Annotated in this window: 17 protein-coding genes, 1 tRNA gene and 1 pseudogene; 5 read left to right on the forward strand and 14 right to left on the reverse strand. The window is 57.2% G+C overall.

All coding sequences use genetic code 11. The features are described from left to right. Positions 1-22: 22 nt before the first annotated feature. The 4 genes from CIK94_RS02230 to CIK94_RS02245 are packed head-to-tail and all read right to left on the reverse strand — an operon-like array spanning position 23 to position 7,049. Positions 23-4,210 (reverse strand): metal ABC transporter permease, encoded by a 4,188-nt coding sequence (locus CIK94_RS02230; protein WP_094421073.1) that lies wholly within the window; start codon positions 4,208-4,210, stop codon positions 23-25. Position 4,211: 1 nt separating this feature from the next. Beyond that, a complete protein-coding gene (locus CIK94_RS02235; RefSeq protein ID WP_022311750.1) occupies positions 4,212-4,589 on the reverse strand; it encodes a hypothetical protein in 378 nt (125 codons plus the stop codon). Continuing rightward, positions 4,586-5,833, reverse strand: a complete 1,248-nt coding sequence (locus CIK94_RS02240; RefSeq protein ID WP_094421101.1) for a 3-phosphoshikimate 1-carboxyvinyltransferase — start codon at positions 5,831-5,833, stop codon at positions 4,586-4,588. Before CIK94_RS02240 ends, CIK94_RS02235 begins: the two co-directional genes overlap by 4 nt. Positions 5,834-5,858: 25 nt before the next feature. Then, positions 5,859-7,049: a zinc-dependent metalloproteinase lipoprotein gene (locus CIK94_RS02245; protein WP_094421075.1), complete on the reverse strand. Its 1,191-nt coding sequence runs from the start codon at positions 7,047-7,049 to the stop codon at positions 5,859-5,861. A gap of 344 nt (positions 7,050-7,393) precedes the next feature. Between CIK94_RS02245 and CIK94_RS02250 the strand changes: the two genes are divergently transcribed. Further along, positions 7,394-7,466: transfer RNA gene (locus CIK94_RS02250), tRNA-Pro, on the forward strand. Between the two features lie 603 nt (positions 7,467-8,069). Here CIK94_RS02250 and folK read toward each other — a convergent pair. From folK to CIK94_RS02280, 6 genes and pseudogenes are all read right to left on the reverse strand, one after another. Next, complete coding sequence (gene folK, locus CIK94_RS02255; RefSeq protein ID WP_094421078.1) at positions 8,070-8,483, reverse strand: 2-amino-4-hydroxy-6-hydroxymethyldihydropteridine diphosphokinase; 414 nt, start codon at positions 8,481-8,483, stop codon at positions 8,070-8,072. Further along, complete coding sequence (gene queA, locus CIK94_RS02260; RefSeq protein ID WP_094421080.1) at positions 8,476-9,642, reverse strand: tRNA preQ1(34) S-adenosylmethionine ribosyltransferase-isomerase QueA; 1,167 nt, start codon at positions 9,640-9,642, stop codon at positions 8,476-8,478. Before queA ends, folK begins: the two co-directional genes overlap by 8 nt. Further along, complete coding sequence (gene truB / locus CIK94_RS02265) at positions 9,623-10,342, reverse strand: tRNA pseudouridine(55) synthase TruB (protein ID WP_094421082.1); 720 nt, start codon at positions 10,340-10,342, stop codon at positions 9,623-9,625. The genes queA and truB overlap by 20 nt, the downstream gene beginning before the upstream one ends. 9 nt (positions 10,343-10,351) lie before the next feature. Beyond that, positions 10,352-11,155 carry an undecaprenyl-diphosphate phosphatase gene (locus tag CIK94_RS02270; protein WP_022311742.1) on the reverse strand — a complete coding sequence of 268 codons (804 nt, stop codon included), beginning with the start codon at positions 11,153-11,155 and terminating at the stop codon, positions 10,352-10,354. 98 nt (positions 11,156-11,253) lie between these two features. Next, positions 11,254-11,478: pseudogene (locus CIK94_RS02275) on the reverse strand (DUF3098 domain-containing protein); the annotation flags it as partial. Between the two features lie 18 nt (positions 11,479-11,496). After that, positions 11,497-12,378, reverse strand: coding sequence for an ABC transporter permease (locus CIK94_RS02280; protein ID WP_094421084.1), 882 nt, complete (start codon positions 12,376-12,378; stop codon positions 11,497-11,499). A 133-nt stretch (positions 12,379-12,511) separates the two neighbouring features. Between CIK94_RS02280 and CIK94_RS02285 the strand changes: the two genes are divergently transcribed. From CIK94_RS02285 to CIK94_RS02295, 3 genes are read left to right on the forward strand one after another with little or no spacing between them, the layout of a single operon-like run. Beyond that, positions 12,512-13,291: a radical SAM protein gene (locus tag CIK94_RS02285; RefSeq protein ID WP_094421086.1), complete on the forward strand. Its 780-nt coding sequence runs from the start codon at positions 12,512-12,514 to the stop codon at positions 13,289-13,291. A gap of 27 nt (positions 13,292-13,318) precedes the next feature. After that, a complete protein-coding gene (locus tag CIK94_RS02290; protein ID WP_022311738.1) occupies positions 13,319-13,846 on the forward strand; it encodes a hypothetical protein in 528 nt (175 codons plus the stop codon). 5 nt (positions 13,847-13,851) lie between these two features. Continuing rightward, positions 13,852-14,400 (forward strand): hypothetical protein, encoded by a 549-nt coding sequence (locus CIK94_RS02295; RefSeq protein WP_144008272.1) that lies wholly within the window; start codon positions 13,852-13,854, stop codon positions 14,398-14,400. Between the two features lie 265 nt (positions 14,401-14,665). Here the strand turns inward: CIK94_RS02295 and CIK94_RS02300 are convergent, their stop codons facing one another. Beyond that, positions 14,666-15,013 carry a hypothetical protein gene (locus CIK94_RS02300; RefSeq protein WP_022311735.1) on the reverse strand — a complete coding sequence of 116 codons (348 nt, stop codon included), beginning with the start codon at positions 15,011-15,013 and terminating at the stop codon, positions 14,666-14,668. Beyond that, complete coding sequence (locus CIK94_RS02305) at positions 15,003-15,257, reverse strand: type II toxin-antitoxin system Phd/YefM family antitoxin (RefSeq protein ID WP_094384785.1); 255 nt, start codon at positions 15,255-15,257, stop codon at positions 15,003-15,005. Before CIK94_RS02305 ends, CIK94_RS02300 begins: the two co-directional genes overlap by 11 nt. On the opposite strand from CIK94_RS02305, the gene CIK94_RS02310 reads away from it, so the two are divergent. After that, the gene (locus CIK94_RS02310) at positions 15,256-15,495 is read left to right on the forward strand and encodes a hypothetical protein (RefSeq protein ID WP_094384787.1); all 240 of its coding nucleotides are present in this window, start codon (positions 15,256-15,258) and stop codon (positions 15,493-15,495) included. The two genes, CIK94_RS02305 and CIK94_RS02310, sit on opposite strands and share 2 nt — an antisense overlap. Before the next feature lie 116 nt (positions 15,496-15,611). Here the strand turns inward: CIK94_RS02310 and CIK94_RS02315 are convergent, their stop codons facing one another. Together CIK94_RS02315 and CIK94_RS14290 are read right to left on the reverse strand one after the other, a co-directional pair. Then, positions 15,612-17,816 (reverse strand): sodium-translocating pyrophosphatase, encoded by a 2,205-nt coding sequence (locus tag CIK94_RS02315; protein ID WP_022311732.1) that lies wholly within the window; start codon positions 17,814-17,816, stop codon positions 15,612-15,614. 1,000 nt (positions 17,817-18,816) lie between these two features. Next, positions 18,817-19,043, reverse strand: a 227-nt coding sequence (locus tag CIK94_RS14290; protein ID WP_158216496.1) for a hypothetical protein, incomplete at its 5' end; no start/stop codon positions are given.

Below are 19,043 nucleotides of genomic sequence, written 5' to 3' on the forward strand. Positions count from 1 at the left end.
AATTGTTGTCTCTGTTAATGGGTTAAAATCCCTCCAAGTCGTAGTATTCGTCTTCGAGGTCAAACTTTTTCTTCTTTGCCGTAGCCTTGGGCTTCTTGGCCTTGGTGGTGTCGGCAGGCGCCTTGGTGACTTTGTCGCCGAAGTAGAAGCCTGTCTTGCTTACGGGTTTGGGCGTAGCGGGCTTTGCCGCAGGCTTGGTGGCAGGAGCCGTCGGCTTGGCTGTCGTAGCCGCTGGCTTGACGGCTGGGGTGGCGGTCTTTGTGGCAGGCGTGGCAGCCTTGGCCTTCTGAGTCTCTTCGGGCAGCGCGACGATGGTGCCGTTGGCCTTGGGCGCTTCCTCTGTCTGTGGCGCGCTGACGATGGTGCCGTTTGCCTTGGTCGTTTCCTCGGTCTGCGACTCGCTGACGATGGTGCCTCCTGTCTTGGTCGTTTCCTCAGTCTGCGACTCGCTGATGATGGTGCCCGAGGTGGCTGCGCCCTCCTTGCCCTCGTCGGGCAGCACGTAGGTACCACCCTGCTGCTGAGGCTTCTGCTCGCCCTCGTCTATCATCATACCCTCGCCCAGGGCATTGTCGATATCCTCTACCGAAGGCTCATCGCCCTGGCGGGTCACTATCTCGGCGGGCTCGGCCAGCAGACGGAAGGTGCTCACCTTGAGCGGCACGAAGTGCTTGTCGTAGTACTGCCCATAGTCGTCGTAGCTGTAGGGATGGCCGATGAGCTCGAGGTTGGCCTCGCTGATTATCATCGTGCGCAGTCCGGCATGGCGTTGCAGAATGTGCTGGGCGTAGAGCTGCCGCGCATACTGCAGGGCTTCATCGTAGTTGCGGAAACCGCTCACCTCCATGTGGCAGAGCCCGTGGGCGTCGTTGACTCCTATCTCAAAGTTGCGCACCAGGTAGTTGGTGAAGTTATAGCGCGCCAGCTCAAACAGCAGTTGGTTGGCATTGATGGAGTCGGGCTGGTAGACGATGACAAACTTGAAGTCGATGTCGCGCTCGTTGGTAAACGTGGGTATCGAGTCTCCACCCTCGCTGTCGAGCAGAGCCGAGCGGCGGCTCCACACGTCGCCGACGTCAAACTTGCCGCCACGCAGCTGGCGACCCGCGTTGACGCCGTTGATTATCATGCCCGCCAGCGTGCTTATCTCGCTCTGCGGATATTGCTCTACCACGCGCTTGAGGTCGGCCAGACAACTGTCGGGCTGGCCCATGTTGAGCTTGGCCAGCGCTCCCACAAAGAGGAACTTGTCGCGGTTGTCGCCCATGGGGAAGCGCTGCTCCGACACCTTGAGATTGCGCATCACGTCGTCCATCCTGTCGTCCTTGAAGGCGGTGTAGGTGGCGGCGTAGAGCGAGTCTTCGAGATGGGTGCCCTCGCGGGCGTTGGCTTCAAAGTAGGGGTCGGTGAGGATGGTGGTCCACTGGCTCTCGGCATAGTGCTGGCGCATCAGGTCGAGATAGTGGCGCGCCGTCTCGCCGCGGTGGCTGCGCATATAGAGCAGGAAGAGGTGGTAATAGACCTCGTCCATGTTGGCGTAGCTCTCATACTGGTTGGCCAGACGCGTCAGGTATTTCTCGCTCAGCCTGAGGTTGTCGAGCTTGTCCTTGAATATCACGCCGGCATGGAAGAGGCCGTCCATAATCAGGGCGTTGCTCTGCTCCACCTGCTCGGGAGTGAAGGGTATCTGGGCGAGGTAGTACTCGCGCTTGTGCGGGTCGTTCTGCAGACTGTCGGTGGTCGATGCCAGCGAGTCTTGCAGCGCTTCCTCGCGGGCTATGGAGTCGCGCTGCTCGTCGGTGAGCTCGTTCTGCTGCCCCATGCCAGCCACCACGGTCTTGTTGACGCGCTGCCAGTTGTCCACATTCTCTCGCTTGCCCCACAGCTTCTGGAAGGTGGCCTTGCCCTGGCTCACGGCGATGGGGTTGTAGAAGTACCACTGGCCGTTGCCTGTCGTGGCGGTGTTGTTGGGCCTCGACGGGGTGTTGTTGCGGTTGTTGCCCATATCGTCGCGGTCCATGTTTTCGTTCTGCTGCTGCATGGCATCGGCTTCCTGCTGGGCGCGACGCTCTTCGCGTTCCTTCTTCTTGAGTGCGTCGATGACGCGGTCTATGGCGGCGTTGCGGTCTTTCTCGCTCATGCGGGCGAGCGACTGGAGCGAGTCCTGCAGCTCCACGGCGTCGGTGTGGGGCACCAGTTCGTCGAGTATCTTGGAGCGGTCAGAGAGCTGGCGGTAGTCGGGGCGGTCCTGGTCCAGCAGACCTATCGCCTCGCCATAGCAGCGGCGGGCGTCGCCAAATTTCTCCTTCTGCCAGTAGAGGTTGCCCAGACTCAGCAGCAGCACGCCCTTCTCTATACCGTTGCGCACCGACTCCTTGGCGCCCTTCTCATAGGCACCGATGGCGTGGGCGGTATCGCGGTCGGCCAGATAGATGTTGCCGATGGCATAGTAGACCTGGTCGAGATATTCCTTGTTGTTGTCCGATGCAGCCATACGGCGCAGACGGCTTATCATGCGGCGCGACTGGCCCTTGGCCATTACCTCGGTCTGGGCGATGCGGGCGTTGAACTCCAACTGGTAGGGCGGGTTGAGGCGCACCACGCGGCGGAAGGCGTGGTAGGCAGAGTCGGGCTTGCCCACGGCGGCATAGAGCTGCCCCAGCAGATACCACTCGCGGGCTCGCTGCTTGCGGCGCATCTCGTGGCGTATCACGCGGCGCAGATAGGGGATGGCGCGCTGATAGTCGGCCGTGTGTATGTAGTAGTCGGCATAGGTGTAGTCCCACTCCTTGACGGCGCGCCAGTCCATGGAGTCGCGCGCCATGTTGCGTATCACGTCTTCGGCGTCGTAGAGCCAGCCCTCCTGCACATAGCACTTGGCAAGCCAGGCGCGGGCCTTGCCATAGATGGCGGGCTGGGTGGCGTAGAGGCGGCTCATGTAGGAGAAGGTAGAGGCGGCTTCGTCAAACTGGCCCATGTGAAACTGCGAGCGCCCCATGAGCATCCAGGCTTTCCAGAGGAAGGGGTTATACTCGCGACGGCTGAGCCACTCGATGTCGCGCTCGGTCTTGCGCCGCTGCTTGTCCCACACGGGGCGACTCTTGATGCTGTGCTGGTGTATGGCTTTCTCGGCCTTGGTCACCGCACGCTCAAAGTTGCTCTTGCCCAGCTCCTTGCTGTTCTTGTTGCTGACGGTGTAGAGGGGTATCAGTTCGGTATAGTTGTCGCGGTTGCCCTCTTCCTTTTCGAGCGCGCCGTCTATGTATGCCATCGCACCGTTGTAGTAGGTGTTGTAGCGCGCGTTGAAGGCATGCCAGAACCTCGACGACGAGGTGTTCTTCTGCGTAGAGCACGAGCTGAGTGCCACCACCGCCACCGCTGTCAGCGTCATGGCGCCACGCAGTCGCCGGCGGCCCATCAGCGTCTTGGCGGTGCGTGCCAGGGCGTAGACGATGATGCCTACAAAGATGATGGTGGCTCCCGAGGGCACGTTGAGCCAGTAGGAGAGTGCCAGCCCCGTCATGCAGTCTATCCAGCCGATGACGATGCTCAGCGCTATCATGCGCTTGTAGCTGTAGGTGAAGATGTTGGCGGTCATCTGGGGGATGGTGAGCAGACTGATGGCAAGCACGATGCCCACCATACGCAGGGTGGCGACGATGGTCATGGCTATCACCGCCATCAGCGTATATTCTATCATGTCGACGGGCAACTGCTGGGCGCGGGCGAAGATGGGGTCGAACGCCACGCTCACGATGCTGCGGAAGAACATCACCGTGAGTGCCGCCACTATCAGCGTGAGCCCGCCGAGCAGCACCAGGTCGCCATGGCCTATGGTGAGCAGACTGCCGAAGAGGTAGGAGTTGAGGTCGGGCATGAACTCGGGCGAAAGAAAGCAGCAGATGATGCCCACGCTCATGCCCAGGGTCCAGAAAAAGGCGATGGTGGAGTCTTCGCGCACGTCGCCGCGGTGCGACAGCCACTGCACGCCCAAGGCGCTGGCCACGGCAAAGGCCATGGCAGACACTACAGGATTGATACCGAAATACACCCCCAGCCCGATGCCGCCAAAGGAGGCATGGGTGATGCCGCCGCTGATGAAGACCAGCCGCCGCGTCACGATATAGGTGCCCACGATGCCGCAGAGGATGCTGGCAAGGAGCGAGCCTATGATGGCGTTCTGAAAGAAGGTGTAAGTCAGCAGTTCCATGTCATCTTTCCATCAGCATGATTACTTCGTCTTTGAGGGCGTCGGGGAGATTGATGCCGCGCAGGATGAGGCTGCGGTTCCACCCTGCCACCTCGTCGGGGCGCATGGTGTAGAGCACGTCGGCAAACTCGTGTACCTCGTCGTCGGTATACTCGTCGGAGCGGCGGCCACGGTAGCGGTCCAGCTCTTCATCGTCGTAGTATTCTATCTCGCGGGTGGCGGCTTCCATCATGCACTCCTGCTCACATTTGGTGTTGGTGCCGTCGCAGGTGCCGCAGCTCGCGGCTGGCGGGGTAGCCTCGGCGCCGTCGTGCTGGCGCAGCGATAGGAGGGCTGCCACGATGCCCAGGACTATGAGGGAGGTAACGAGATATATCATGGGCGCTTGGTAATCTGGAAACCGGCACGACGCAGATCGTCCCAGTAGTGGGGATAAGACTTGGACACCACTTCAGGGTCGTTGATGGTGATGCTGCCCAGGGTCAGGGCTGCGGGGGCAAAGGCCATGGCCATGCGGTGGTCCTGGTAGGTGTCGATGGGCTCCATGGTGGGCTCACAGCGCTCGAGATTCCATATCAGTTCGCTGTCGTTGCGGTCGGTGAGCACCACGCCCAGCTTGCGCAACTCACGCTTCAGCGCCTCGATGCGGTCGGTCTCCTTGATGCGCAGACTGGCGAGACCGGTGAAGTGAAAGGGGATGCCGCGCATGGCACAAGCCACGACGAAGGTCTGGACAAGGTCGGGCGAGCTGACGAAGTCGTAGTCCAACCGGGGCAGACGGCGGTGCTGGTGGCTGAGCACCACTTGGGGGGTGCCGTCGTCGCCGGTGCCGAAGGTGGTCTTCACTCCCATGAGCGAACCTATGTAGCGGCAGATGGTGTCGCCCTGGCGCGAACCGTCCATCAGGCCGGGCAGCACCACGCGAGGCTCATTGTCGTCGCAGAGGGCAAGCATCTCATACCAGTAGGAGGCGGCGCTCCAGTCGTTCTCCACAGCATAGTCGGCGGGCTGGTAGGGCACGGGTGCCACCGTGATGGTGTCTACATCGCTCCACTCGGCCTTGGCGCCAAACTCGGTCATGGTCCACAGCGTCAGGTCGATGTAGGGGCGCGACACGATGTCGCCCTCAAGACGCAGCTCGAGGCCGCGGCGGAGCACGGGGCCTATCATGAGCAGAGCAGAGATATACTGCGAACTGACATTGCCGGGCACCGACAGGCTGCCGCCCTCGATGGCGCGGCCGCAGATGGCGAGGGGAGGATAGCCTTCGTCGCCCAGATAGCTGATGTCGGCGCCCAGACGGCGCAGGGCATCGACCAGCACGCCGATGGGGCGGTGGCGCATGCGCTCGGTGCCGGTAATCGTGTGGCAGCCGTGGGTCACGCTGAGATAGGCGGTGAGAAAGCGCATCGCGGTGCCGGCAGCACCGATGTCGATGGTCTCGGGCATATCGCGCAGGGCGGCGGCGATGACGCGGGTGTCGTCGCAGTCGGATAGGTTGGCGGGTAGTGAACTGCCGCCGGCAAGGGCCTGGATGACGAGCGCCCTGTTGCAGACGCTCTTTGAAGCCGGCAGCGTGATGGTGGTGTTGATATGTTGGGGTGGCTGGATGGTATATTGCATGTTGTCGATTATCTTCATTGTTATCCTACTTGACCACGCGGATGGGCAGGTCTATCACGCCCATGTCGTCTGCCGAGCCCGTGGCCACACGACTCTTGGTGCGCAGACGCTGCTTGGGACCGGGGATGAGCGGACTGTTGTAGAGCACACGGCGGATGCGGGCTTTCTGCTGGGCAGTAAGCTCGAAGGCATAGGTGTAGGCGTAGTCCATGATGTTGGTAGAGAAGAACTTGTCGCCCCGGCAAGAGGTGCGTTCGGCGAGCTCCTTGAAGGAGATAGACATGACCTGGCTGTTGTTGAGCAGGGCGGTGACGCGACGCAGGTAGGCGGGGCGGTTGTACGATGGGGTGTCGGTGCAGTAGTCGGTGTCGTCACAGGCATCTTCGAGGAGATTGCCGTTGGCATCTTCCTTCTCAGAGAAGGCGTGGAGCAGACCCAGATAGTGGCCCAGCTCGTGGGCAAGGGTGACATTGATGTCAAACTTGGCCTGGTTGAGGGTGCCCGAGGTGATGTTGTGCGACGCGTTGGTATAGCGGTCTACTTCGTAGTTGATGAAATCGCTGTTGATGGACGAACAGTAGGCAAAGGAGAGGTTCTTCTTGCTGATGTCGTTATACTTGGACTCGAGCGCAGAGAGGCCGTCGGTCTCGTTGACGCCCTTCAGCGTGAAGGGCAGATGGCTCACGCCCAGGGTGACCTCGGCAGAGTTGGCTTCGGGGGCAAAGGGATAGACCATCACATTGATATAGTCGTTGGGCTCCCACAGATAGCGGGCATATCCCTTCTTGTTGTTGTTCATGAAGTCGTTGGCGTCGATGGGGTAGGTGCCGTCCCATTTGACGTATTCCACACCGGGGGTGGCGAGGCGGTTGCCGCGCTCGTCGTGGGTGGCGAGATTGAAACGGATGTTGATATTCTCACTGGTACCGATGTCGGTGCTGTAGTAGCCGCCCTGGTAGATGCGGTTGACGTGGTCGAGAATATCGGCGAGACGCGAGGCGGTGACTTTCTGCTTCATCTCGGCCTCGTCCTTGTAGAATACGTGGAAGATAACGGGCAACTTGTAGGTGTAGCTCTCGTTGAGCTCGGCGGTGGTTTGGTCGTCGTCCAGGTCTATCTTGGGTGTGGGGTCTTGCTGCGGGCCGTCGTCACTCGAGCAGGCGCCGAAAGTGAGCGTGAGCACTGCCATCAGCATGTAGAGGAATGTCTGTTTCATATTGCATTGTCCGTTTGGCAAGGCGGAGCAAGACCACAGGGGCACCGGCGTCCACCTTATTATATATATAATAACACAAAGTTAATGCAAAATGGAGACAATACAAAAAAAAGGCCATCTTTTTTGATATTTTTAGGATTGGGCGACGGCGCTCATCATCGCCGTGTCGCTGGAGGTTATCTTCGCAACCGTGGAGGGTACCTCGGCGCCGCCCGGAGGTACCTCTATCGCCGTGGAGACTATAAAAACAACAGACAAACATCAAAAATAGAGGAATTTTTGAAAAAAGTAGAGTGAAAGTTTGGTTATTTCGCAATAAGTATGTACCTTTGCACCCGCAAGTTCGGGATTTAGCGCAGTTGGTAGCGCACACGTCTGGGGGGCGCGAGGTCGCTGGTTCGAGTCCAGTAATCCCGACACGAGAAGGAAGATTGTGATGAGAGTCGCAATCTTTCTTTTTTTATGTCCCTGGGTAAGGTCGCGCAGTCCGTGATGCCGCCCACCCTGTCCGAGCATCTCTTCCTCCTGTCCGAGCGTCTCTTCCTCCAGTCCGAGCGTCCCTTCCTCCAGTCCGAGCATCCCTTCCTCCAGTCCGAGCATCCCTTCCTCCATGCAGAGCGTCCCTTCCTCCATGCAGAGCTGCCCTTCCTCCATGCAGAGCTGCCCTTAAAGTTGTTTGCGCGTTGCGATACAGTTATTGCAAACCATGAAATTTCCGTTTCCAGTCATGAAACAGTCATTTCATGCCCCGCTTTCCCGATTATGGTCATCTCCATAATGAAAAACTCGCGCTCTGCACCACTCGGCACTAAAACGACAATCGCCGCCAGCACTCGCTATGGGCTTGTGCTGGCGGCGATTGGCCGTGTGGGGTACTGCGTGGTCGCGAAGGTTTGCAGGGAGTCCACCTCGTTTTGCTGCGTGGTCGCGGGGATTGGCTCGGTGCCCGCCCTGTCTTGTTGTGTGCCCGTTCCGTTTTGCTGTGTGGTCGCGGGGATTGGCTCGGGCGGCGTGGACGGGTCAGTCCATAATCTCGCGCAGAGGTTTCATGACGAAGTCGCGCTCGTGCATCAGCGGGTGGGGAATGTGCAGGTCGGGCTCGTCGATGTGCAGGTCGTCGTAGATGAGTATGTCGATGTCGATGGGACGGTCGTGATACTGCCCGTCGGTCGACTTGCTCTTGCGGCCCAACTGCCGCTCTATGTCCTGGGTGGTGGCGAGCACCTCGCGGGGTGTGAGCGTGGTGCGGCAGCGCACACAGGCGTTGAGGAACCGGTTGGGGGAGTCAAAGCCCCAAGGCTCGGTTTCCAAAAAGACTGACCGGCGCTCTACGACGCCAATCAGTCTTCCTATTTCGTCTATGGCACGGCTCATGATGGCATGGCGGTCGCCCATGTTGGAGCCCAGTGCCAGATATACGCAGTGATCAGTCATTCATGATAAGCATGGCGTCGCCATAGCATCCAAACATAAATCCATGTTTCAAGGCGAGGTTGTAGGCTTCCATCACCAGGTCGTAGCCACCAAAGGCGGCGGTCTCCATCAGCAGGGTGGAGTAGGGGTGGTAGAAGTTGGCGATCATCGTGTCGGCGAGTCCGAAGTCGTAGGGAGGGAAGATGAACTTGTTGGTCCATCCGTCGTACTCCTTCAGCAGTCCGTCGGTGCCCACGGCGGTCTCGGTGGCTTTGACCACGCTGGTGCCCACGGCGCAGATATGGTGGCCGGCAGCCTTGGCTGAGTTGACTCTGTCGCAGGCCTCGCGGGTGATAATCATCTGCTCTGAGTCCATCTTGTGCTTGGTGAGGTCTTCCACCTCGATGTCGTGGAAGGCACCCAGTCCGCAGTGCAGGGTGACAAAGGCGGTCTCGATGCCCTTAATCTCCATGCGCTTCATCAGCTCGCGGCTGAAGTGGAGGCCCGAGGCAGGCACGGTCACGCCACCCTCGTTCTTGGCGAAGATGCACTGGAAGTCTTCCAGGTCTTCGGCGGTGCCGTGGTGGTTGTCGCGACGGTCTATGATGTAGCGGGGCAGTGGGGCTTCGCCCAGGGCGAAGAGCTCGCGCTTGAACTCCTCGTGGGGACAGTCGTAGAGGAACCGCAGGGTGCGTCCGCGGCTGGTGGTGTTGTCGATGACCTCGGCTACCATGGTGCCCGAGTCGTCGAAGAAGAGCTTGTTGCCGATACGTATCTTGCGGGCAGGCTCTACCAGCACATCCCAAAGCCGCATCTCCTGGTTGAGCTCGCGCAGCAGGAAGACCTCAATCTTGGCGTCGGTCTTCTCCTTGGTACCGTAGAGGCGGGCAGGGAAAATCTTGGTATCGTTGAAGACGAAGGTATCGCCCTCATCGAAATAGTCGAGCACGTTACGGAAATCGAGGTACTCGCCTTCGATAGGATTGCCATCGGCATCCTTCTTATAGAGTTCTATAGTCTGCGATTTGCTGTGCAGTACCATCAACTTACACTCATCGCGTCGGGTGATGCGCGATGTAACCTTGTTGCCATTATCATCGACGAAGTCGTGATAGATGCTATGGGGGTAGAGGGCAATCTGCTCCTCGGGCAATTTGAACTTAAACTGTGACAGTTTCATTGCTTGTTTCTATTTCTTGGTTATCCAACCATTCCTGGAAATGGTCATACTCTATACATTTATCTATATCGTATTCGCCCACACGCGTACGCCGCAGCTGGGTAAGGTAGGCTCCGCTGCCGAGAGCTCTGCCCAGGTCGCGCGCCAAGGCACGGATGTAGGTGCCCTTGCCGCAGACGATGCGCAGGTCGAGCTGCATGGTGTCGGGGTCGAAACGGGTAATCTCGATGCTGTCGATATGGATGTTCTTGGGCTTGAGCACCACGTCCTGCCCCTCGCGTCGCATGGAGTAGGCGCGCTTTCCGTCTATCTTGCAGGCGCTGAAGGTGGGTGGGGTCTGCTGGATGTCGCCGACAAACTGGGGCAGCGCCTCGCGTATGGCGTCCTCGGTGATGTGGGCGGTGGCAAAGGTCTCGTTGACCTCGTGCTCCATATCATAGCTCGGCGTGGTGGCGCCCAGCTGCAGCGTGGCTTCATACTCCTTGGTATGGGCCTGCAGCGTCTCTATCTGCTTGGTACACTTGCCGGTGCAGAGTATCAGCACGCCGGTAGCCAGTGGGTCGAGGGTGCCGGCGTGGCCTATCTTGACTCTATGTCCGAGGGTGTGGGACAGCACGTAGCGCACGTGGGCCAGCGCCTTGAAGCTGGTAATGCCATAGGGCTTGTCGATGGCAAATATCTCACCTGTCTTGAAGTTCATGTCTGTGGTTTAGCAGAATGAACAGATGAGGGTGACGATACCGGCGATGGCACAGTAGATGGCGAAGTATATCAGCTTGCCACGCTTCACGATGTTAATCATCCACTTGCAGGCAACGCAGCCCGACACGAAGGCGGCCACGAAACCTACGGCCAACACGCCCAGCGAGATGTCGCCCATCACGGAGGCTGCACCGTACTTCACCATCTTCATGGTGTCGAGCAGGGCCTCGCCCAGAATGGGGGGGATGACCATGAGGAAGGAGAACTGGGCGAGCTTGGCCTTGTTGTTGCCCAGGATGAGACCTGTGGCAATGGTAGAGCCCGAGCGCGACAGACCTGGCATCACAGCCACGGCCTGGGCCAGACCTATGATGAAGGCGTCCTTGAGGCTGATGTTCTCCTTCTGGCGGGGCTTGGCGTAGTAGGAGAAGGTGAGCAGCAGCGCGGTGACGAGCAGCATCGAGCCTACGATGGCGAGGCCTGAGCCGAAGATTTGCTCCACATTTTCTTTGAAGAACAGGCCCACGATGCCCACGGGAATCATCGAGATGAGGATGTTGAACACATAGCGCGTCTCGTCGTTGACCTTGAATTGGAAGAGTCCCTTGAATATCCAGGCAATCTCCTTCCAGAGGATGACGAGGGTACTCAGTACTGTAGCCACGTGTACGGCGATGGTGAACGCCAGGTTCTCCTCGGCCTCGATGCCAAAGAGGGTTGAGGCAATCGTGAGGTGTCCGCTACTGCTGACGGGCAGATATTCGGTAAGGCCCTGTATAATGCCCAACCATAATGCTTCAAACCAGTTCATTGTTATCGTTTGTTGTCTTGGGTTATGGTGTGGTCCTCGCAACCGTTGGCTGCGGCGACGTTCTTGTTCTCGGTTTCCTTGGTGTCATCGCTTCCGGCCTCGTCCTTGGGCTTGCGGATGACGGCATAAATCATGGATATGAAGCCCACAAAGCATACCACGGGGGCTACCTTGATGCGCATGGTGCTGAAGATGTCAGCGTTGTAGTGGGTCTCCGTAGAGCCGGGGCCCGACATGAGGATAAAGCCCAGCACGACTATCAGCATACTGATGGCCATGAGGATAAAGTTGACTTTATCAAAAGCAAAATTTCTCTTTTCCATATTGTTGTTGTTTTCTTCTTATATCTTGTAGAGGTCGCCAGCCTTCATCTTCAGAAACTTATTGACCGAGATGGTGGCGCTGAAGACGGTGATGAGGATGCCGAAGAGCAGCACGGTGGCAGCCGTGATGGCGATGACCTGCCAGGTGATGACGGCCATCATGTCGGGGGCGTAATAGTAGACGGCATAGATGCCGCTACCCAGCACGGCACAGGCCAACAGGGCAGCGATGACGCCGATGAGGGCAGCCTGGCCCAGGAACGGGCGGCGTATAAAACCCCATGAGGCTCCCACGAGCTTCATGGTGTGGATGGAGAAACGGCGGGCATAGACTCCCAGCCGCACGGTGTTGCTGATTAGCGAGAACGATACAAAGGTAAGCAGACTGGCAATCACCAGCAGCACAATGCTTACCTTGGCGAGATTGCGGTTGACGCTCTCCACCAGGTCTTTCTGGTAGGTGATGTCGCTCACCTTGGGATATTTCTTCAGCTCGGCGGCAATCCAGCGCAGTGAGTCGTTGTTGGCATAGTCGGCCTTGAGCGTGATGTCGGCAGAGGGGAGATAGGGGTTCTCGCCATTGGTAAACTCGGTGGGGTCGGTGCCCAGCACCTTGGTCTGCTCTTTCAGCGCGCGCTCCTTGCTGATGAAGTCGAGGTGGTTGATATAAGGGCGGGTCTTCAGGCGGGCGCAGAGCTGGCTGCCTTCGGGGGTGGTCATGTCTTGCTCGAACATGACGGTCACTACCAGATTTTCCTTAACAAATTCAGAGGTGTTGCGGGCCACCAGTACTGAGAATATCACCAAGCCTAACAAAACGAGCACCATTGCGGTGCTTATGCAGAGGGTCACGGCTTGCAGTCCCTGACGATTCCGCGATTTAGTATGTCTTTTAGCCATTTGCCTTGTGGATATAATATGCCAATTTTGGTGCAAAGAAACAAAAAAAAACGCGAATATACGACATTTTAACCACCATTAACGCGTATTGCCTGAAAATACGAGTACCTTTGCAGCTGTTAATGCTAAAGATATGAGTACACAGCTACATAATTCGCCCATTTACGGCCCTGTTCACAGTCGCCGTCTGGGCCTCTCGGTGGGCATTAACCTCATGCCCGCCGACGGCAAATACTGTACCTTCGACTGCATCTACTGTGAGTGTGGATACAACCATGAGCGACAGACCCGCACACCGCGTCCGACGGTCGCCGAAGTGACGGCGGCGCTCGAGCGGCAGCTGCAGACGATGGCAGACGATGGCTCGCGTCCCGACGTGCTTACCTTTGCCGGCAACGGCGAACCCACCGCCCATCCCCATTTCGCAGAAATCGTCGACGCCACCATCGCCCTGCGCAACCGCTATTGCCCCGGCGCGCGCATATCGGTGCTGAGCAACGCCACGCAGCTGAATCGTGCCGAGGTGCGTGAGGCGCTGATGAAGGTAGACAACAATATCCAGAAACTCGATACGGTCGACGATGCCTACATACGCCTCGTCAATCGCCCCGCCAGTCGCGCCTATCGTGTCGATGACATCATCGGGCAGCTGCGCCTCTTCGACGGTCACGTCATCATCCAGACCATGTTCATGCATGGCTCTATTGATGGCGAGGATGTGGGCAATACCGCCGAGCGTTATGTCGCGCCGTGGCTGGAGGCGGTAAGACTCATCCAGCCCGCCGAGGTGATGATTTACACCATAGACCGCCCTACGCCCGACACCTGTCTGCAGAAGGCGACGCCCCTCGAGCTCGACGCCATACGTCGCAGGGTCGAGGACATGGGCATCGCCTGCACGGCGTCATACTAAGTTGACAATGAAACAATAATAGAGAATATGAATTTTGAACAGAGAGTGAGAGAAGACCTGCTTACCTATCTGGCAGGCAGACAAGAGATAGACGTGCCCATGCCCGAGTGTCCCGATGTAGAGGAGGCATGGCGCAAGGTGGGCGAGGACTATATGCCCGACGGCATCCGCGAGTTCAACGCCTATCCTACCGTTTCCCTGGGTTGGATTATGTTTGTCGGCATGGCCATGGCGCAGCTGTGGGACACTGACTGGCAGCGTGCCGACGCCGATGCACATATATATAATACCTTGCGCGACGTGCGCGGTTTCGACCATACCGACGACTATATCCTCGACGAGGTGCTCGGTCTCGATGCCGAAGCCCATGGCGCCGTGAGCCGACTGGTCAACGAGTGTGCCAACCGTGCGCTGTCTCTGCTGCGCCACGAGGGGCTTACTCCTGGCAGCGCCGAGGCTTTCCGCGCCTATATAGCCTGTCTCCACCAGCTCTATCTGGCTGGCATGGCTGTACAGTTGCGCCGTATGGGGTATCACATGACCAAGATAGGATGACGGCAGTGGAGACTGCCTGCGCAGACCATTGGGCAGCCCGGCTTGCCCGGTCTCACGGAGCCGCCGAGATAGATGCCCTCTGCGTCGAGTGCACTGGCAATGAGGGGCTGATGAACATGGTTTACCAGTTGATGGACAGCGACGACAGCCGCACCGCAACCAACGCCCTGTGGCTTCTCAACCACCTGCCCAAGAGCGAGGACGTATGGCTGGAGACCCACCGCGCCGACCTGATTGCCAGAACTGTGGCAGAGGAGGTGAGCGGCAGAAGACGTATGCTGCTCTGCCTCGTCAGCCGGTTGCCGTTTGGCGCCGATGATGTCCGCATCGACCTGCTCAACTTCTGTTTCGACCACGCCCTGCAGCCACGCGAGACGGCTGCCTGCCGTGCCCTGTGTGTCAAACTGGCTTATGAGCTGTGCCGCCATTATCCCGAGCTGCTGCGCGAACTCCATATCACGTTGCGCGAGATGATGCTCGACCCGCTTCCGCCCTCTGTGGCATCGGCAGTCATGAGCGTAAAGCGCCATCTGCCTAAGACTTGGAAAGTATAAATGGCCACACGGCCAGTCTGAAGGGATGTCTGCGGGCGTCCCTTTCGCTTTTCCGCCCCTCGCGGTTGCTTCCCTGATGATAGGGTCTCTCGTAGGCGCCGCCCCGTCTTCGCTCTTCGTCGATATATCCACCGCAGCGTGACTCTGTTGGCAGCCCCGCATGTTTGTTCTTGCAGGAGGAACAATAAAAACCGATGATACCATCCGTCATGGTATCATCGGTTTCGCATGAATGTCTGTTACTGGCAATGTGGCTCGTTACGAGTCATCCGATGGGGTAGCCTTCTTCCTTAATGATTTGTTTGAGCACATTGACCTTTGCCGTTGCTGCATCCTCTTTGTCATAGATGAGCAGCAGCACTATTTCTCCATCCATCTCCTTTGTGATGAAGTTATAAGTGATGACCCTTGCTCCGCCGGCTTTTCCTTTGCTTTTGGACTTGATGGCCATTCTTATCTTACGGATGCCAGGAGCCAGTTCTGCACCTTGTAACGGGTTCTCGAGGAGCGACTTTCCAAAGTTGGTCAGGTCATCCTTGAATGAAGGATATTGCTTTGCAAGCCTCTTCGCTGTCACATTGAAATAACTTGATGTTGTGATTCTATAGTTCATCAATCAACTTGTCAAGTGTGTTCAGCTCTTTCTTGCCTGCAATGACATCCTTCAGTTCTCTGAGAGCTCCCCTTAGGTCGGCCGCAATATCTTGTGTACTCTCCGCAACGGAGTCGGAAGAAGTAACTGGAAGCAGACGGAAACTGCCTTCACGTGATTTCAATATCACTTGTTCACCGGAGTTCACCATGGAGAAGTATTTGCCCTGGTTGGCTCTAAAGTCTCTTGCACTAACTATCGTCATGACAATTGTTTATTTTGTTTACGCTACAAAGATAGTTATAATATTCCAATTGGCAACCATTTTGGTACCAAAATTAATACCAAATATGCAAAAAGAGTTGCTCAAGAAATGTAATAAGCACTTTTCCAGCAACGATATCCATGTCGCAGAGCAGTCTGAGCCTGTTGTCTTGAGCCCCGAACCTGTTGGCGGTCGAATTGTAGTTGTAGACGTTTGGGATGAGGATGAACGTGGCTGATGTGACAGTGTGGGTATCAATCTGTATGGGTTCCTAAATGTCATAACCAAGAAGTCTGCATATACCCTGGTGGGCGATATGCAGACTTCCGCTTTATGGGGTAGCAGGCTCGAGCCTTACAGGAAGGCGATGGTGAGGCCTGCCATGACGATACTTACCATCGACATGAGCTTGATGAGGATGTTGAGCGACGGGCCGGATGTGTCCTTGAACGGGTCACCCACGGTGTCGCCTACGATGGTGGCCTTGTGGTCTTCGCTACCCTTGCCTCCGAAGTTGCCTTCTTCTATCATCTTCTTGGCATTGTCCCATGCGCCGCCAGAGTTGGACATGAACACAGCGAGGGTGAAACCTGCAGCAAGTCCACCGGTTAGCAGACCCAGTACGCCGGCTACGCCAAGCACCAGACCGATGACGATGGGGATGATGATGGCCAGCAGCGACGGCAGAATCATCTCGCGCTGGGCACTGCGTGTGCTTATCTCTACGCAGCGGCCGTAGTCGGGAGTAGCCTTGCCCTCAAGGATGCCCTTGATGACGCGGAACTGGCGGCGAACCTCCTGTACCATCGACCCGGCAGCGCGGCCTACGGCTCCCATGGTGAGTCCGCAGAAGAGGAAGGCTGCCATGGCGCCGAGGAATGCACCTACGAGCACCTTGGGGTTGATGAGATTGACCTGGAAGAACTCGATGAAGTCTATCGTGGTGGCGTTGACGGGGTCAAACACCTCACCAGCGGCGTCGAAATACTGTTTGCCGTTTTCCACGGCACGTACCATGGCAATCTTGATTTCCTCAATATAAGAGGCAAGCAGTGCGAGGGCGGTGAGGGCAGCCGAACCGATGGCAAAGCCCTTGCCGGTGGCGGCGGTGGTATTGCCGAGGGCGTCGAGGGCGTCGGTGCGCTCACGCACTTCCTTACCCAGACCGCTCATTTCGGCGTTGCCTCCGGCATTGTCGGCGATAGGACCATAGGCGTCGGTGGCAAGTGTGATACCCAGTGTGGAGAGCATACCCACAGCGGCGATACCGATACCGTAGAGACCGGTGCTGATAGAGTGGGCAGACAGAGACATATCAAAGCCATTGGCGCAGAGATAGCTGAGCATGATGGCCACTGAGATGGTGAGCACGGGAATCATGGTCGATATCATACCCGTTCCTATACCCTTGATGATGACGGTGGCAGGACCTGTCTGCGAAGCCTCGGCTATCTGCTGTGTCGGCGTGTAGCTGTGAGAGGTGTAGTACTCGGTAGCCTGACCGATGATGACACCGGCTACAAGACCGCTGATGACAGAGAAGGAGAGGCCGAGCCAGTTGTCGATACCCAGGAGATAGAGTATGGCGAAGGTAGCCACGGCTATCAGACCTGCGCTGACGTTGGTACCCAAGCCCAGCGAGTGGAGCAGTTCCTTCATGGTGGCTCCCTCCTTGGTGCGCACCAGGAAGATGCCGATGAGGGAGAGGAAGATGCCGATGGCGGCGATAATCATAGGAGCGATGACGGCGCGGAGCTGCATGTCATCGTTCATGGCAAAGGCTGTGGCACCCAGAGCGGCGGTAGAGAGTATCGAACCGCAGTAGCTCTCGTAGAGGTCGGCGCCCATACCGGCAACGTCGCCCACATTGTCGCCCACATTGTCGGCGATGGTAGCGGGGTTGCGGGGGTCGTCTTCAGGGATATTGGCCTCGACCTTACCCACAAGGTCGGCACCCACGTCGGCAGCCTTGGTATAGATACCTCCGCCTACACGGGCAAAGAGCGCCTGGGTAGAGGCACCCATTCCGAAGGTAAGCATGGTCGTGGTTATGGTGATGAGAGCGGTGCCCTCTCCTTCATAGACGGCGTTGAGAACAATAAACCATATAGCGATATCGAGCAGGCCGAGACCTACAACGACGAGACCCATCACGGCACCGCTGCGGAAGGCTATCTTCAGTCCCTTGTCCAGACTCGTGCGTGCGCCGTTGGCTGTGCGTGCCGATGCGTAAGTGGCGGTCTTCATGCCGAAGAAGCCTGCCAGACCCGAGAAGAGTCCACCGGTGAGGAATGCAAACGGAACCCAGGGGTTCTGCACTTTCAGCACGTAAGCCATGAAGGCAAATACGATGGCAAGCACTATGAATACGATGGTCACGACCTTGTACTGCTGCTTCAGATAGGCCATTGCGCCTTTCCTGACGTGCTCGGCAATTTCTTTCATACGGTCTGTGCCCTCTTCTTCTTTCATCATCGAACGGAAGAAGTACCATGCCATACCCAGAGCCACTACGCTGGCAATCGGGATGAGCCAAAATACTAAAGGAATGTTGTTCATTAAGATAAATTTAATTGGTTAGTAATGTATGTTCTTAGTTAATCGTTATAATAACGATGGTGCAAATATAATGAAATATATTGATACGGAAAATAAATTGATAAAAATATCTTAAAAAAAATCAACAATGGCTCCTCGGAGCTTGTCGTCAGCTCATTTTATGCCCGATATGGCGGCGCCGATTGCGCCATTGCGGGCAGTGCTTTGCCGATGCAGACACAAAAAGCCGTGGCTGCTGCTTGTGGAGGGCCAATTGCGCGCTTTATCCACTATTTATTGCGTCTATGAGGGGATGAAGTAAATACAAAAAGCCGTGGCTGTGGCTGTCGGCTTCGCCTTGGCGTGGATGGCGGTGCCGACAGTCGGAAAACGAGTTTTCCTCCTTGCCGCCTCCACCATCCCCACCGTCATGCCGTGCATGACGACAGCCGCCGCGACGGTATAAAAAGCGGCCATTGGCCGTAAAAAAAGTCCGCCGTTGGCGGTACAAAAACAGCTGCTTATTGGAAGCATCTCCCCAGCCGTTTAGAAAGCCCCTCCCCAGCCATCCTTCAGGGATTGGAGCTCATTCTTGCTGTGTTTTAGGCGGTTTGATGGTACTCCTTCCCATTGGAGAAGGTTGGGATGGGGCTTGCAGATGGATGGCGCGCACCCCTGGCAACTCTGTAGGAGTTGCGATTTCATAGCCCAGGGTTGAGGTGCGTAGCGCCTCTACCCTGGGTACATATATAATAAGGTGTAGCTACTCTGTAGGAGTTGCGTTTAGCCGAAGGCGTTATACTCAGTTTAATGGTATTTTCCTATCCATTCCTGCCAATTGTCCTGGTGAGGGTAACGCCTACGGCTAATCGCAGCTCCTACAGAGTTGCCAGGTTAGTGGGGGCAGTTACCCAGGGTAGCGTGCTTCGCCCGCAACCCTGGGCTGGGGAAACGCAACTCCTACAGAGTTGCTGCTGCTTGCGGAGGGCCGATTGCGGGGTAAATCCATTAATGGATACTTCTATAATAGGTTGATATAAATACAAAAAGCCGTGGCTGTGGCTGTCGGCTTCGCCTTGGCGTGGATGGCGGTGCCGACAGTCGGAAAACGAGTTTTCCTCCTTGCCGTCTCCACCATCCCCACCGTCATGCCGTGCATGACGACAGCCGCCGCGACGGTATAAAAAGCGGCCATTGCCCGTTCAAAAAGTCCGCCGTTGGCGGTACAAAAACAGCTGTTTATAGGGA

Source organism: Prevotella sp. P4-51 (assembly GCF_002251455.1).
Classification (GTDB): domain Bacteria; phylum Bacteroidota; class Bacteroidia; order Bacteroidales; family Bacteroidaceae; genus Prevotella.